At 75.5% G+C, this 14456-nt stretch carries 9 protein-coding genes; 3 read left to right on the top strand and 6 right to left on the bottom strand.

Annotation, left to right across the window (positions count from 1 at the left end; genetic code table 11):
- The 5 genes from ABT297_RS15160 to ABT297_RS15140 form a co-directional block, all read right to left on the bottom strand.
- Positions 1-2689: RNA repair domain-containing protein (locus ABT297_RS15160; protein ID WP_350549124.1), on the bottom strand; the 2689-nt coding region annotated here is incomplete at its 3' end.
- An 85-nt stretch (positions 2690-2774) separates the two neighbouring features.
- On the bottom strand, positions 2775-4124 hold the full coding sequence (locus ABT297_RS15155) for a mannitol dehydrogenase family protein (RefSeq protein WP_350549122.1): 1350 nt from the start codon (positions 4122-4124) through the stop codon (positions 2775-2777).
- Complete coding sequence (gene uxaC / locus ABT297_RS15150; protein ID WP_350549120.1) at positions 4121-5533, bottom strand: glucuronate isomerase; 1413 nt, start codon at positions 5531-5533, stop codon at positions 4121-4123. The genes ABT297_RS15155 and uxaC overlap by 4 nt, the downstream gene beginning before the upstream one ends.
- Before the next feature lie 54 nt (positions 5534-5587).
- Positions 5588-6064 carry a hypothetical protein gene (locus ABT297_RS15145; protein ID WP_350549118.1) on the bottom strand — a complete coding sequence of 159 codons (477 nt, stop codon included), beginning with the start codon at positions 6062-6064 and terminating at the stop codon, positions 5588-5590.
- Positions 6065-6085: 21 nt separating this feature from the next.
- A complete protein-coding gene (locus ABT297_RS15140) occupies positions 6086-7801 on the bottom strand; it encodes a RyR domain-containing protein (protein WP_350549116.1) in 1716 nt (571 codons plus the stop codon).
- Between the two features lie 135 nt (positions 7802-7936).
- Between ABT297_RS15140 and fxsT the strand changes: the two genes are divergently transcribed.
- Positions 7937-11512 carry an FxSxx-COOH system tetratricopeptide repeat protein gene (gene fxsT / locus ABT297_RS15135; protein ID WP_350549114.1) on the top strand — a complete coding sequence of 1192 codons (3576 nt, stop codon included), beginning with the start codon at positions 7937-7939 and terminating at the stop codon, positions 11510-11512.
- A gap of 59 nt (positions 11513-11571) precedes the next feature.
- Entirely contained in the window at positions 11572-12153 is a 582-nt protein-coding gene (locus ABT297_RS15130; protein ID WP_350549111.1) for an NADPH-dependent FMN reductase, read from the top strand.
- Positions 12154-12177: 24 nt separating this feature from the next.
- Here ABT297_RS15130 and ABT297_RS15125 read toward each other — a convergent pair whose 3' ends face one another.
- Positions 12178-13065, bottom strand: coding sequence for an alpha/beta fold hydrolase (locus ABT297_RS15125; protein ID WP_350549109.1), 888 nt, complete (start codon positions 13063-13065; stop codon positions 12178-12180).
- Positions 13066-13261: 196 nt separating this feature from the next.
- On the opposite strand from ABT297_RS15125, the gene ABT297_RS15120 reads away from it, so the two are divergent.
- A complete protein-coding gene (locus tag ABT297_RS15120; RefSeq protein WP_350549107.1) occupies positions 13262-14401 on the top strand; it encodes an FxsB family cyclophane-forming radical SAM/SPASM peptide maturase in 1140 nt (379 codons plus the stop codon).
- The last annotated feature ends 55 nt before the right edge of the window (positions 14402-14456 follow it).

Here is a 14456-nt window from a genome sequence, read left to right as displayed (position 1 = left end):
CCGCGGTGCCCCGCCCGCTCACCCGGGTGCCATGCGGCGCGAGGTCCGCCAGCGCGGCCCCGATCGCCGCGGGGTCGCCGCCGTCGAGGCCCAGGGCGCGGCGGCGCGGATACGGGCGGACCCGGGCGCCGGCGTGCTCCAGCGCCAGGATCAGCCCAAGGATCCGGCCGTCGAGATCGTCGTCGGGCGGCAGCTCGACCACGCGCTCGTGGCGGGCCGGCGGCGGGTCGCCCCGCAGCGCGGCGGCGACGAGCGCGGCCGTCGATCGGGTCAACGTGCGGGTCGTGTTCACCCCGGGCGGCGTCGGCGAGTACACCGGCCAGTACGCGTGCCGGTCCCCCGCCCGCGGCCGGCGCGGGTGGCCGGCGCAGTGGCGCAGGAACCCGTCCATGCCGTCAAGGCCCTCAAGGCCTTCAGGGCCGGCCGCGTTGTGCCGCAGGGCCTCGGCGGTGAGCACGGCCCAGGTGAAGCCGCCGACCAGGCCCCACGCGGCGCCGTCGAGCTCCCGCTCGCGGGACCAGGCGCGGACGCGGGACAGCAGCGCCCGGAACGCGGCCGGGTCGAGCCCCTCCAGCAGCGCGTCGGCGTCGCGGACGGCCAGCACCGCGCGCTGGGCGGCGTCGTCCAGCGCCGGATCGGCCGGGTCGAGGCGGTCGACGTCGGCGACGGCGACGTGCTGCACGTCGACGCTGACCCCGGCGACGGTGGCCCGCAGGACCGGCACCACGGTCCCGGCCCGGCGCGCCCCGGGCAGCGCCGCGGCGAGCTCGCCCAGCGGGTCGCCGGTCGCGGGGCGCGGGGTGGCCCACACCAGGTCGAGGTCCGTGCCCGGGATGGCCGAGGTGTCCAGGCCCAGGCGGACCGAGCCGATCACGTGCACCTGGGAGCCGGGCCGCACCGCCGCGGCGGCGTCGGCGACGAGGAGCCGGGCCGCGTCGTGGCCGGTCGCGAACGGCACGCTGCGGCGCACCGCGAACGGCTCGTCGCCACGGCGGCTGATCAGGTCGGCGGCGGTCACGGTGAACTCGACCGGGCGCCAGTCGCGTTGCAGGGCGGCGACCCGCTCCGCGATCCGCTCCGGTGACCCGGTGAGCTTCGCGACCGTCAGGTGCGGCGTGAACCCGTGCGCGCCGCGGGTGTCCTGCTCGGTACACCCGGGAAACCGCGCGGCGAGCGCGGCCTGCAGGCGCCGCAGCGCACCCGGCGGCGTGGTCTCCGGCTCCAGCCACACGGTGGTGCTGCCGCGGTGCTCGAAGCGCCGCAATGTCGCCAGCCGGATCCGGATCGGGCCCAGGCCCTCCACCGCCGCGGCGGCCACCCGCGCGGCCGCCTCGAACTCGGCCTCCGGCACGAATCCGTAGACAAGGTTGATGTGCGGCATCCAGCGCCGGTGCGCCGGGTCGTGCGCCGCGCGGACGGCCTGGATCGGCGCCCACACCCGCTCCGGCGGTCGCACCACCAGCGCCGAGGTGTGCACCGACGGCGCGTCGACGGTCTGACGCGACGGCTGCAGCAGCGCGGTGACGCCGAAGTGGTCGGAGACGAACCGGGGCACGCCGCCGTCCTCGGCGAACGGCCGATCGCCGAAGCGCTCCGCGACGACCGGCGTCAGCGGGCCGCGGACCAGGATGCGGTCCAGCCGCGCGGCACGCCCGGTGCGGGAGGCGACGGCGGCGAGCGGGTTCACCGCCGGGTCGAACGTGAACCCGGCGTCGTGCGGGTGCATCGCCCGCCAGACGTCGACGTAGCCGGGCACGGCGGGCGCGGCGTCGTCGCCCGCGTTGAGGTCGGTGAGCACGACGGCGGCGTCGAGGTCGCCGCGGCCGAGCCGCTCGGCGATGACCCGCAGCTGATGCTCCCGGCGTTGCTCGGCGCCCTCGGTGTGGTCGCTCGTCAGGTGGGCGGCGACGAAGCCGACCTGCCGGCCGTTGAGCTCGGTGCGGCCGAGCACGAGGCGCTTGTACGCCGAGAGCCGGTGCACCTCCATCGCGAGCGGCCACCGCGCGAGCAGGGTCGTGCCGTAGCCGACCTCCGGGTCGGGCCCGGCGCTGACCCAGTAGTGCTCCCGCACCCACGGCGCCGCGAGCAGCGCCGCCCACAGGTCGTGGGTGACCTCGTGCAGCGCGACCACGTCGGCGCCGAGGCCGGCCAGCAGCTCGACGCAGGCGGGCACCCGCCGCTCGGGGTAGGTCAGCTCGCGGTCGTAGGCGTCGGAGAGCACGTTGAACGTGGCGACCTGGACGGCGTCGGCGTGCACCGGCGCGGTCGGCTGGGACGGCCCGGCCGGCACCCAGTCCCCGGCCACCGGGTCGTAGCGCAGGCAGGCGGCCGCGTCGAACGCCGACACGCCGCGCTTGGCGGCGGCGGTGACGACAGCCGGCGGGGTGCGCTGCGGCGCCTCGGCGCTCAGCGCGGCCAGTGCGGCGGGCGGCCCGTCGCCGGAGCCGAAGACGAGGTCCACGCGGGCCTGGCGGTCCCAGACGACGACCGGGCCGGCCTTGACGTATCGCACCCGGTGCCACGGCACGTCGCCGCCGCTCACGAAGGCGAGCAGCGGCGTCTCGCGGATGCCGGCGCCGCGCTCGGTGTAGCCGACGAGGAACCGGGCGGCGTCGAGGGTGGCGTCGTAGCGGATCCGCGAGACGACGTCCTGCACGGGTCGCAGCCCACCGCCCCGCGCCTTGGCCATGCCGAAAGCCTAGGCCGCGCCGCGCGCGGGCGGCGACCGAATTCTTACCCGGTACGGCGGCCACCGGCGGGCGCGGCGGTGGCCGTCACCGCAGCGCCTCCAGCGTGCCGAGCACGCCGTGGCGTTCCAGCGAACGGCCCCACGAGTCGAGCTGGTCGCGCAGCTCCGCGTCGTCGGCGAACCCGGGCGGAAACACGGCGTCGAGCTCCAGCAGCGACGGGGCGGCCCGCAGCCGGTCGGCGAGCGGGTCGTCCAGCGGCAGCGGGCTGCCGTCGTCGGCGTAGCCGCGCACGAAGCGCATCCAGGCGGCGAGCACGAGCGTCGCATGCCGCGGCACGGCGCCGGCCGCCCGCCGGTCCGCGATCGTGCCCAGCAGCCGCTGCGGGAGTTTCTGCGTGCCGTCCGTCGCGACCTGGAGCGTACGGTGGCGCAGGGCCGGGTTCGAGAAGCGCTCGAGCACGCTGCGGCCGTACCGCTGCATCGAGAGCCCCTCGGGCGGGCACAGCGTCGGCGCGATGTCGTCCCGGATGAGACCCTCCATGGCCGCGCGCATCCCGGGCAGCGCCAGCGCCCGGTCGATGGTCGGCGCGCCGGCGAGCGCGCCGAGGTAAGCCAGGGCGGAGTGCACGCCGTTGAGCACCCGCAGCTTGAGCCGCTCCCAGGGCGCGACGTCGCCGGTGAGGATCGCCCCGGCGAGGTCCCACGCGGGGCGCCCACCGGGGAAGTCGTCCTCGATCACCCACTGGCTGAACGGCTCCGCGGCGACCGCGGCCCGGTCGACCAGGCCGAGTGACGCCTCGGCGACGGCGAAGGTGGCCTCGGTGCTGGCGGGCACGATCCGGTCCACCATGGTGGACGGGAAGCTCACGAAGTCCGCGACGGACTCCCCCAGCTCCGCGGTGACCAGGGCGCGCAGCCGGCGGCCGTTGCCGGGCAGGTTGTCGCAGCTGACGAGCGCCACCGGCGCGCCGGCGGCGGCCCGGGCGCGCAGCCCGCGCACCAGCAGGCCGAGCACCTCGGAGCCGGGGCGGTACGCCTTCTCGGTCACGGTCAGCGTCACGACGCGGATGCCCGGGTCGGCGAGGCAGGCCTCGACGGCGGCCGGGTCGCTCGCCGCGTGCATCGCCCGAGCGTGCACGCCGAGCACCCGGGGGCGCACCCGCTCGCCGTCCAGCGTCAGCACGCTGTAGAGCAGGTCCTGCTCCAGCAGTGGCTCGAGCACGGCCCGGGAGCGGGGCGCGACCGCGGCGATCGCCCAGTCACCGCCGCCCCGGGCGATCGCGTCCTCGGTGCAGACCGCCTGGTGCGCGCGGTGGAAGGCGCCGAGGCCGAGGTGCAGGATGCCGGTGCCGGTCTCGCCGGGGCGGATCGCCGGGCGGACGGCGGGGTCCAGGCGGTCCACCGTGGACCGGCTCAGGCGCTCGATGCGGGTCACGCCGGGACTCCATCGTGGACCGTACGCCGGTACACGCGCTTGGGCAGGTGGTAGGCGAGGTCGGCGATGGTCTGCGCGGCCTCGTCCAGCGGCAGGCGGTGCTCGGCGACGAGCCGGGCGAGGAAGCCCGCGTCGACGCGGCGGGCCACGTCGTGACGGACCGGGATCGAGCAGAACGCGCGGGTGTCGTCGACGAACCCGGCGGTGTTGTAGAAGCCGGCGGTCTCAGTGACCGCCTCGCGGAACCGACGCAGGCCCTCGGGGCTGTCCAGGAACCACCAGGGCGCGCCGAGGAAGACCGCCGGGTAGCCGCCGGCGAGCGGGGCGAGCTCGCGGGTGAACGTCGTCTCGTCCAGCGTGTACAGCACGATGCGGAACCGCGGGTCGGTGCCGAACTCGTCCAGCAGCGGCTTGAGCGCCCGCACGTACTCGGTCGGCCCGGGGATGTCGCCGCCGACGTCGCGGCCGTGCCGGGCGTGGAGGGCGGCGTTGTGGTTGCGCACCGCGCCCGGGTGCAGCTGCATGACGAGCCCGTCCTCGACGGACATGCGGGCGAACTCGACGAGCATGTGCGCGCGGAAGCGCTCGGCGTCGCCCGGCTCGGCCCGCCCGCGCAGGGCGCGGTCGAACAGCGCGGCGGCCTCGGCGGCGTCCAGGACGAGCGTGGCGGCGCTGGGGTGGCCGTGGTCGCTGGAGGTGGCGCCGGCGGCGATGAACGCGCGGCGGCGCTCCCGCAGGCGGTCCAGGAACTCGGTGTACGTCCCGGCGCCGAGCTGTGCGACGCGCTCGGCCCAGCCGGGCCAGTCGAGGTCGACGAGGTCGTCGGGGCGGAACGTGGTGATCACCCGGCCGCCCGGGCCGCCCCAGCCCTCGGCGGCGAGCTTGGCGTGCGCGCCGAGGTCGGCCAGCGGCGACTCGGTGGTGGCCAGCACCTCGATGTTGAACCGCTCGAACAGCGCCCGGGGCCGGAAGCCGGGGCCGGCCAGCCGCGCGGCGATCGCGTCGTAGACCTCGTCGGCGGTGCGCGGGCCCAGCGCCACCGGCACCTCGAACACCTCGGTGAGCACCCGCTCGGTCCACAGTCGCGAGGGCGTGCCGCGCAACAGGTGCCAGTTGGCGGCGAGCAGCCGCCAGATCGCGCGCCCGTCGGTCTCCACCGGCGTGCCGTCCAGCGACGGCACGCCCAGCGCGGCGGGGGCGATGCCCTGGCTGGCCAGCATCCGGGTGATGTAGTGGTCCGGCACCACGATGAGCCGGGCCGGGTCCGGAAAGGGCCGGTCGTCGGCGAGCAGCGCCGGGTCGACGTGGCCGTGCGGGCTGATCAGCGGGAGGTCCTTGGCGTGCCGGTAGAGCTCGCGCGCGATGGCGCGGATCCCCGGCTCGGCGGGCAGCAACTGGTCTTCATGCATGTGCGATCCCAACCTCGAGCTTCTGCGGGTGCGGACGGGCCGGCCGGAGGGCGGTCACGTGCGTTCGGCGCCGGCCGGCCAGATCACCGTCATCGGGACGCCGCGGATCCTCGCCAGGGCCACCACGTCCGAGGTGCCGCCCGGGTCGTCGCGCTCGTGGCCGTCCCACACCGCGACCAGGCGGTCGACGCGCTCGAGCATGATGCGGTTGGCGGCGACGTACGCCGGCGCGCCCGAGCGGCGCTCGCCGGTGGGCAGCACGACGCGGGCGCCGGCCAGGAGCGCGTCGAAGTCGCGGCGGCGCTCGGCCGGGACCACACGGCGGTAGTCGGGGGCGGGCAGCACGACCTCGTAGGAGCCGCCGACCTCGCGCACCGCGCGGGCGAAGAGCTGGTCGGCGCCGTCGGCGAGGCAGGTGACGCCGACGATCTCGGCGCCGTCGAAGGCGCGCAGGTGGCGCACCAGCGCGCCGTAGATCACTTCCGCGGCCCCGTCGGTGAGATTGGTGTGGCCGGTGATCCCGATCCGCATGGTTCTCCCCTCCCGGTCACACTACGCCGCGATCCCGACCGGCTCGTTCAGCCGAACGATGGTAAAGCCCTCGTCGGCCAGCATGTCGGACATCGAGCGGACCGCGTCGCGGGCCTTTTCCCGGCTCCGCTCGCCGAGCGCGTCCCAGCCGATCAGGTCGGGGTGGCGCCGGCGGCGGTCGTCGCGGGGGCCGTGCCGCCAGCCCTGGCCGGCCCGCTCCTCGCACCACCGCTCGTGCTCGAGCCGGGCCAGCCGCTCGATCTCGTCCTCCGTGATGATCGCGTCCTCGCCGTGGCGCACGGCGATGACGCAGCCGAGGACCCGCATCTTGGCCGCGATCCCCTGCACCTGGGCACGGTTGGCGTTGCGCATCGACTCCGACAGCCGGGCCCACTCCACACCGCTGGCGGTGCCGCCGCCACCGTTGGCGGTGAGGTACCGCTGATGGAACTCCCGCGCGAGCCGCTCCGTCAGGTCGTCGGTGATCAGCCGCGCGTCACACGCGCGGGTGAGGATCGGGTAGACCTGCAGCCGCCCGTCGACCTCGTCGAGCAGGTCGTTGTGCTCGCCGCCGTGGAACGCGTCGGCGAGCGCGGCGCTGTGGTACGTGGCGACGAACACCGCCTCGGTGACCGCGTGCCACAGGTGCGGGCTCTCCAGCGCCAGGTCCAGCATCCGCTGCTCGTCGTGGTGGCACAGGTAGATGCGGTCGTACCGGGCCGGCCGCGCCACCCGCGGCAGCCAGGTGTCGAGCAGCTCGTTGTGGGCCCGGATGCGGCAGGACCGCTCCAGGAACGGGAAGCGGGCGGCGAGCGTGGCCACGGTCCGCCCGGCGTCCGGGCCGATCATGTCGACGTGCAGCCCGTCCGGGGCGCCGCCGGCCGCGCGCCAGAAGCGGGCCGTCTCCACGAGCAGCACCCCCGGGAACGAGCCCTCGCCGGCGATGAGCAGCCGCAGCGGCCGCTCACCGGCGTGGCGCAGCGGGTGGCGCTGGTAGAGCCGGCGGGCGGCGACGTCGTCGACGTGGAAGTAGTCCAGCCGGAACCGGTTCGTGCCGGCGGCGCCGAGCCGGCGCGCCTGCAACAGGTGGCAGGTCTGCTGCCGGTTGACCTGCACGTAGATCCACGGCGACGTGCGGCGCAGCTGCAGCTCGGTGCCGGCCGCGACCGCGATGGCGTGGTTGACCTGGTCGTCGTCGCCGCACACGTAGAGGTACCGGGCGCGGCGCAGGCCGGCGGCGCGCAGCACGTTCGCCGAGCGCGCGTCGCCCCAGACGCCGAGCATCCGGCGGTGACGCAGCTCCAGCGGGCCGAACGGCCGCGTGCGCACCTGCACGACGCGGTGGCCGGTGTTGAACAGCTGGCGGGCCAGCGCCTTGGCGAACGCGGTGTCGCCGCACACCACCGCGTGCCGGCGGGCGGTGCGGGAGCGGAACCGGCGCACCTCGTTGGCCAGCAGCAGGCGGCCGGTCTCCACGACGGTCAGCAGCGTGAACAGCGGGGCCAGCAGGCGGGCGACCTCCAGCGGCCACGGGAACGGGCCGCCGTCCTGCAGCGCGTCGGAGCCCAGCACGTAGAGCTGCAGGACGAAGTAGAGCACGTCGAGGGGGTGCTTGCCCTCCCGGTACTCGTACATCCCGGCCCAGCCGAGCCCGAAGGCGGCCAGGCCGATGACGGCGAACACCCCTCTGACGATCGACACGCTCGTGCGGGAGCCACCCCACTCCGGCACCGCCATTTTACCCACCCCCGACTCGACCCCCATCGATGAGCCTCCAGTGTGCGGTAATCGCGGCACTACTGACAGGCGTCAATCCGGCCGATTCGAACGATGTTCGTTGGCGACGGGTCGTTCCTCGGGCAGGATCGATGAATGCCGAAGCTGCGCGAGGGCCGGATCGTGACGTTCTACTCGTTCGCCGGCGGCTCCGGATGCACGATGGCGCTGGCCAATGTCGCATGGATCCTCGCGGCCAACGGGCGGCGGGTGCTCGCCGTGGACTGGGACCTGGAGTCGCCGGGGCTGCACAAGTATTTCGACCACTTCCTCGATCAGCCCGGGCAGCCGTGGCCGGAGCAGACCGGCGGGGTGAGCGACCTGATCCGCCGCTTCGAGCGGGCCGGCACCTACGAGCCGCCCCGGCCGCTGCGGCTGTCGTGGGAGCACTTCCCGCCCGGCGGCGGCATCGACTACCTGCCCGCGGGCCGGCACGATCCGGCGTTCACGCCCTCGCTCGGGGCGATGGACTGGGACGCCTTCTACGCCAAGGGCGGCGGCCTCTTCTTCGACGCGCTGCGCCGGCACATGACGACCAACTACGACCTCACCCTCGTGGACAGCCCGTCCGGGCTCGGCGACCTGGCGCTGGTGTGCGTCTCGCACCTGCCCGACGTCGTGCTCAACTGCTTCACGCTCGGCGGCAAGAGCATCGACGGCGCGGCACAGGCCCGCCGGGCCATGCGCGGCACGGACCGCCCGGAGCGGATCCTGCCGGTGCCGATGCGGGTCGACCCGGCGGAGCGGGAGCGGGCCGAGGCCGGCCTGCACGCGGCCCGCGAGCGGATGCCGGACCTGCCGACCGGGATGAGCGAGCGGGAGCGCGACGCGTATTGGCGGGCCGTCGAGGTGCCGTACCACCACGCCTACGCCTACGAGGAGACCCTGGCCGTGCTGACCGAGCAGCCGGGCCGGCGCGGCTCGGTGCTCGCCGCCTACGAGCGCCTCGCCTGGCACCTCGGCGGCCCCGGCGTGCGGGGGCTGCCGCCGGTCGACGACGGCGTGCGGCACCGCACCGCGGACCGCTTCCAGCGCCGGCCGGGCGGGCCGGAAGGCCGGCTGGTGGTGCACTACGAGCCGGCCGACCAGGCCTGGGCGGACTGGGTGATCGCGACGCTCGCCGCCGCCGGGCTGAGCGTGCAGGACGCCGGCGAGCGGGCCACCTCGGTCCCGCCGCCGGAGGCGGGGCGCGAGCTGCGGATCATCTCGGCCGGCCGGGCGGCGGCGGAGGCGGCCCGCCAGCCGGTCGACGCGGCCTCGGCCCGGCCGCCGCTCGGGGTGTATGTCGACGACGTGCCCGCCGTGGCGGCGTTCCCGGAGCCGCCCGCGGTGCGGCTGCACGGCCTGGCCGAGGGCGACGCCGTCGACCGGCTGCTGCACCTGGCCGGCGGTGCCGCCGGGACGCGGCCGCCGGCCGGGCTGCGCTACCCGGGCGCGCCGCCGGTGGTGCGCCGGGTCCCGGACCGCACGGCCGGGTTCACCGGCCGCGAGGCGCAGCTGCGGGCGCTGCGCCGCCGGCTGCTGCGGGCCGGGCAGGCGGGCCCGCACCACGTCGCCCCGGTGGTCCTGCACGGCATCGGCGGCGTCGGCAAGACCGCGCTCGTGGTCGAATACCTGCACCGCTACGGTGGCGCCTACGACCTGGTGTGGTGGGTCGACTGCGACCGGGCCGAGGCCGGCGTCGCCGACCTGGCGCGGGCGCTCGGGGTCGCACCGGCCGGCGACGCGGGGGCGGCCGCCGCGGCGCTCTCGGCGCTGCGCCGGGGCGCGCCGCACCGCCGCTGGCTGGTCGTCTTCGACGGCGCGGAGAGCTACCGGCAGGTCCGCACGCTGCTGCCGCAGGGCGCCGGGCACGTGGTGATCACCTCGCGGAACCGCTCGTGGGACGGCCGGTTCGCCCGCATGGAGGTCGGGGCGTTCGACCCGAACGACAGCGTGCTGTATCTCGACCGGCACGTGCCGGGCCTGGACCCCGCCGAGGCGGCCGGGATCGCGCGGGCGCTGGGCGACCTGCCGCTGGCGCTGACCGCCGCGGCCGAGCGGCTGCGCGCCTCCGGCGAGTCCGCGGCGCAGTACCTGCGCCGGATCGAGGACGGCGGGCTCGGCATGCCCGCCGTGGAGGCGGTGTGGGAGCACTCCCTGACCCGGCTGCGAAACGAGTCCCCGGTCGCCTACCGGCTGCTGCAGCTGTTCTCGGTGCTGCACAGCGACACCGCGACCCACGTCGTGTACAGCGACGCCATGGCCGAGGTGCTCAAACCGTACGAGAAGCTCGTCGCCGACCGGCTCACCCTGGCCTCGCTGGTGCAGCAGATCAGCCGGCTGGGGCTGCTGGAGCCCGACCTGGGCGTCGAGCGGATTCACATGCACCCGCTGCTGCAACGCGTCGTGCGTGAGCGCACCCCGGCCCCGGAGCAGCCGGAGGTGCGCCACCAGGCCCACCTGGTGCTGGCCGGCCTGGCCAAGGGCCGCGACGTCGACGAGCGCCAGGACTGGCCGCAGCTGGACCTGATCTGGCCGCACCTGGCGGTGTCCCGGGCGGCCGCGTGCCGCGAGGAGGCGGTGCGCGAGCTGGTCCTCGACCGGATCCGCCGGCTGCTGCACGAGGGCGCCCTGGCACGGGCGGCGGAGCTGGCCGGGCGCACCGAGGCCGAGTGGTCCCAGGACCGGCCCGGCGACCCCGGCGTCGCCGACTGGCAGCTACTGCATCTGCGCGGCCTGCGCGCCACCGTGCTGCGCGAGCAGGGCCGCTTCGCCGAGGCGATGCGCACCGACGAGGAGGTGGCCGAGGCGCAGGCCGGGCTGCTCGGCCCGGAGCACCCCAACACGCTGGTGACCCACGACCGGCTCGTCGCCGACCTGCGGGGGCTGGGCCGCTACACGGAGGCGATGCAGCTCGCGCTGCGGGCGTACCGCTCGTGGTCGCGGGCCGTCGGGCGGGACCACGCCCGCACCCTCGACGCGCTCACCGGCCTCGCCACGGCGTACCGGGCGGCCGGGAGATACCGGGCGGCCCGCCGCTGCGATGAGCGGGTCGCCCGGCGCCGGCCGTTCCCGGGCCCGGACCGCCACCCGGCGGTGCTGCGCTCGGCCGCGGGCCTGGGCCGCGACCTGCGCGACGCGCGCGAGTACGCGGCGTCGGTCAACCTGCTGCGCGCGGTCGCGGAGGCCTGCGAGGAGACCCTCGGCCCGGGCACGCCGGCGACCGTGGCCGCCCGGGCCAACCTGGCGGTTTCGCTGCACGCGGCGGGCCGGCCGGAGGAGGCGGCGGCGCTGCTGGGCGACGCCTGGCTGCGGATGGCCGGCTTCGTCGGGCAGGCCGGCCCGGACGCCCTCGCGTGCCGGCACAGCTGGGGGCTGAGCCTGCTGGCGACCGACCGGGCCGAGCGGGCGCGCACGGAGCTGGAGCAGGTGCTGGAGCTGTACCGGTCGGGGCTCGGCCGGGCGCACCCGCTGGCGCTGATCGCGCAGGCCAACCTGGCGGTGGTGGCCGCGGCGACGGGTGACCGGGCCGACCGGGCCGCGGCCCGCGACTCGGCCGCGACGGCCGCCGCCGCCCTGGCCGCGGCGCTGCCCGCGGGTCACCCGCACGCCCAGGCCGCGGCCGCGAACGCGGCGGCGCTGGCCGACGGCCGGCCGGGCGCGGCGCCGCAGACGATCGACCCGTACTGAGCGGCAGCGCGTTTGGAGGATCGCGCGTGACCTCCCCGCGAACGGGCAGGTGAGCCGGCATGACCAGGTACAAGGTGGGCTACATCGTCGGTAGCCTCGCGACCGCTTCGATCAACCGCGTGCTGTCCAAGGCGCTGGTACGGATGGCCCCGCCGGAGCTGGAGTTCGTGGAGATCCCGATCAGGGACCTCCCGCTGTACAGCTACGACTACGACGCCGGCTATCCGCCGGAAGGCCGGGCGCTCAAGGACGCCATCGCCTCCGTCGACGCGGTGCTGTTCGTGACCCCGGAGTACAACCGGTCCATCCCCGGCGCGCTGAAGAACGCCATCGACTGGGCGAGCCGCCCGTGGGGAGACAACTCGTTCACGCACAAGCCAACCGCGATTATCGGCGCGTCGCCCGGCAAGATCGGGACCGCGATCGCGCAGCAGCACCTGCACGGCGTGCTCAACTACTGCAACTCCCCGCAGATGACCGCCCCGGAGGCGTACATCCGGTTCGAACCCGGCCTGATCACCGACGCCGGCGAGGTCACCGACGACGGCACCGCGCGGTTCCTGGGGCGCTTCCTGGACGCGTTCCAGGGGTTCCTCGCCCGGGAGCTCACCGGCCCCGGCCGCGGCCGGCCGCCGCGGTGAGCGCCCCGGCCGGCCGCACCGCGCCTATGCGGCGGCGCGCGGGGCCGAGCCGGTGGCGGCGAGCCAGCACATCAGGTCGAGCATCACGGTCAGCGCGTCGAAGTGCGCCTTGCCGTGCTCGATCTCGGCCTTGGCCCCGGCGATGTGCTCGGCGAGCCAGCGGGTGTGGCTGGCCGGCGCGAACTGGTCCTCGGCGCCGTGCCAGAGCCGGACCGGGACCCGGATGTCGCCCAGCTCGAAGCCCCAGCCGGAGCTCAGTGCCAGGATGTCGTCGATCCAGCCGCCGGCGCCGGCGCGCACGGCCACGGCGTAGGTCTGCAGCAGCTGGCTCTCAATGCCCGGATCGGCGACGATGCGCCGGTCGGCGCCCGGCATCTCCCGCAGCAGCCGGGTGAGCAGGTGCCGCGGGTCGGCGTTCACCCGGTCCGACTCGTGCCGTAGCTGCGCCTCCAGCAGCTCGCCCTCGTCCTCGGCGGCGGCGTAGGAGCGCTGGTTGGACGCGGCCATATCGCGATACCAGTCGAGGCCGATCGCGTCGCGGGGCGCGAAGCCGACCAGGGCGGCGGCCCGGGTGACCCGCTCCGGCAGCAGCGCCGCGCAGGCGAGCGCGTGCGGTCCGCCGCCGGAGCGGCCGAGCACGGCGAAGCGGTCCAGGCTCAGCGCGCCCGCCAGCGCCAGCACGTCGTCGGCGGCGTCGGCCACGGTGCGCCGCTCGCGGCGGGTCGAGTCGCCGTAGCCGGGCCGGGAGTAGCAGATCAGCCGGATGCCGGCGCGATACAGGACGCTGTTGCGGGGTTTGGGACCGCTGGCGCTGCCCGGCATGCCGTGGTGGAGCACGACCGGCCGCCCGTCGGGCTTGCCCGAGACCTCGTACTGCAGCCTCCGCCCGCCGGCCATGACGAGCTCGTGCACCGGCGCCCTCCCCGTGCGCGCGACAACAAACGTTACAAAGCCGTAAATATACGAGCCCGACGGCGCTCAATCCAACCGCATACCTAATATTGGCGAGGGTCACCCGCGGATTCGCCGGGTGTCGCCAACTACCCAACGAGGGGATGTCCGGGCAATCTCTGGACAAGCCCCCGAAGTCTGCGAAAGATGACTCCCCGTGGGCACGCCGATGCGCCAACTGATCTTGAAGATCGAGAGTCGCTGCAATCTGAGCTGCGACTACTGCTACGTCTACGAGAGCATCGACCAGAGCTGGCGGCGGCAGCCGACGGTGATGAGTCCCGAGACCGTCGGGCACGTCGCCCGGCGCATCCGCGAACACACCGCCCAGCAGGGCGTCGACGGCCTCGAGGTGGTGCTGCACGGCGGTGAGCCGCTGCTGGCCGGGCACGAGGCCGTCGCCGCGACGCTCGGCACGCTGCGCGACGCGCTGCCCGGCGTGCAGTTCCTGATGCAGACCAACGGCATCCTGATCGACGAGGAGTTCCTCGAGCTGTTCCACCGCTACGGGGTGCGGGTGGGGGTGAGCGTCGACGGTGGCCAGGAGGCGACCGACCGGCACCGCCGCTACGCCAACGGCCGCGGCTCCTACGACCGGATCGCGGCCGGCATCGCGAAGCTCATGCTGCCCGAGCACGCCGCCGTCTACAACGGCCTGCTGTGCACGATCGACGTGCGCAACGACCCGGCCGAGGTGTACCGCGCGCTGCTGGAGTTCCGGCCGCCGAAGCTCGACCTGCTGCTGCCGCACGGCAACTGGACCAATCCCCCGCCGCAGCGCGACCGGCCGCTGCGCTACGCGGAGTGGCTCGTGGCCGTGTTCGACGCGTGGTACGACCAGCGTCCCGCCCCGACCCGGATCCGGCTGTTCGAGTCGATCATCGCGCGCCTGTTCGGGCTGCCCAGCGAGACCGAGGCGATCGGCGGCGAGGCGCTCGGCATCGTCACGATCGAGACCGACGGCTCGTATGAGCAGTCCGACGCGCTGAAGACCACCTTCGTGGGTGGCCCGGCGACCGGCCTGCACGTGGCCACCCACAGCTTCGGCGACGTGCTGGAGCACCTGGCGCGGATCGCGCCCGCGAGGCTGCCGTCGGCGTGCGAGCCGTGCCCGGTGGCGGCGGTCTGCGGCGGCGGCCTGCGGGCGCACCGATACGCCGAACCGGCCCGATCCGCCGAGGCCGGCCCGGCCGCCGGGTTCGACAACCCGTCGGTGTACAGCGACGACCTGCGCACCCTGATCACCCACATCACCGGCCGGGTCCGCGCCGACCTGAAGATCGGCGCGGCCGCATGAGCGGTCCGGAGCGCAGCGGCGCCTGGTCTGGGTCGATCAGCGCGAAGCCTCATCG

The organism is Dactylosporangium sp. NPDC000555 (assembly GCF_040300025.1).
Lineage (GTDB): Bacteria > Actinomycetota > Actinomycetes > Mycobacteriales > Micromonosporaceae > Dactylosporangium.
This window is presented reverse-complemented; position numbering and strand designations above follow the sequence as displayed.

What these genes read in the sequence shown, in the direction of transcription:
- uxaC (WP_350549120.1), bottom strand. Translation starts at nt 5,533, where the DNA reads ATGCATGAAGACCAGTTGCTGCCCGCCGAGCCGGGGATCCGCGCCATC.
- ABT297_RS15145 (WP_350549118.1), bottom strand. Translation starts at nt 6,064, where the DNA reads ATGCGGATCGGGATCACCGGCCACACCAATCTCACCGACGGGGCCGCG.
- ABT297_RS15140 (WP_350549116.1), bottom strand. Translation starts at nt 7,801, where the DNA reads ATGGCGGTGCCGGAGTGGGGTGGCTCCCGCACGAGCGTGTCGATCGTC.
- fxsT (WP_350549114.1), top strand. Translation starts at nt 7,937, where the DNA reads ATGCCGAAGCTGCGCGAGGGCCGGATCGTGACGTTCTACTCGTTCGCC.
- ABT297_RS15130 (WP_350549111.1), top strand. Translation starts at nt 11,572, where the DNA reads ATGACCAGGTACAAGGTGGGCTACATCGTCGGTAGCCTCGCGACCGCT.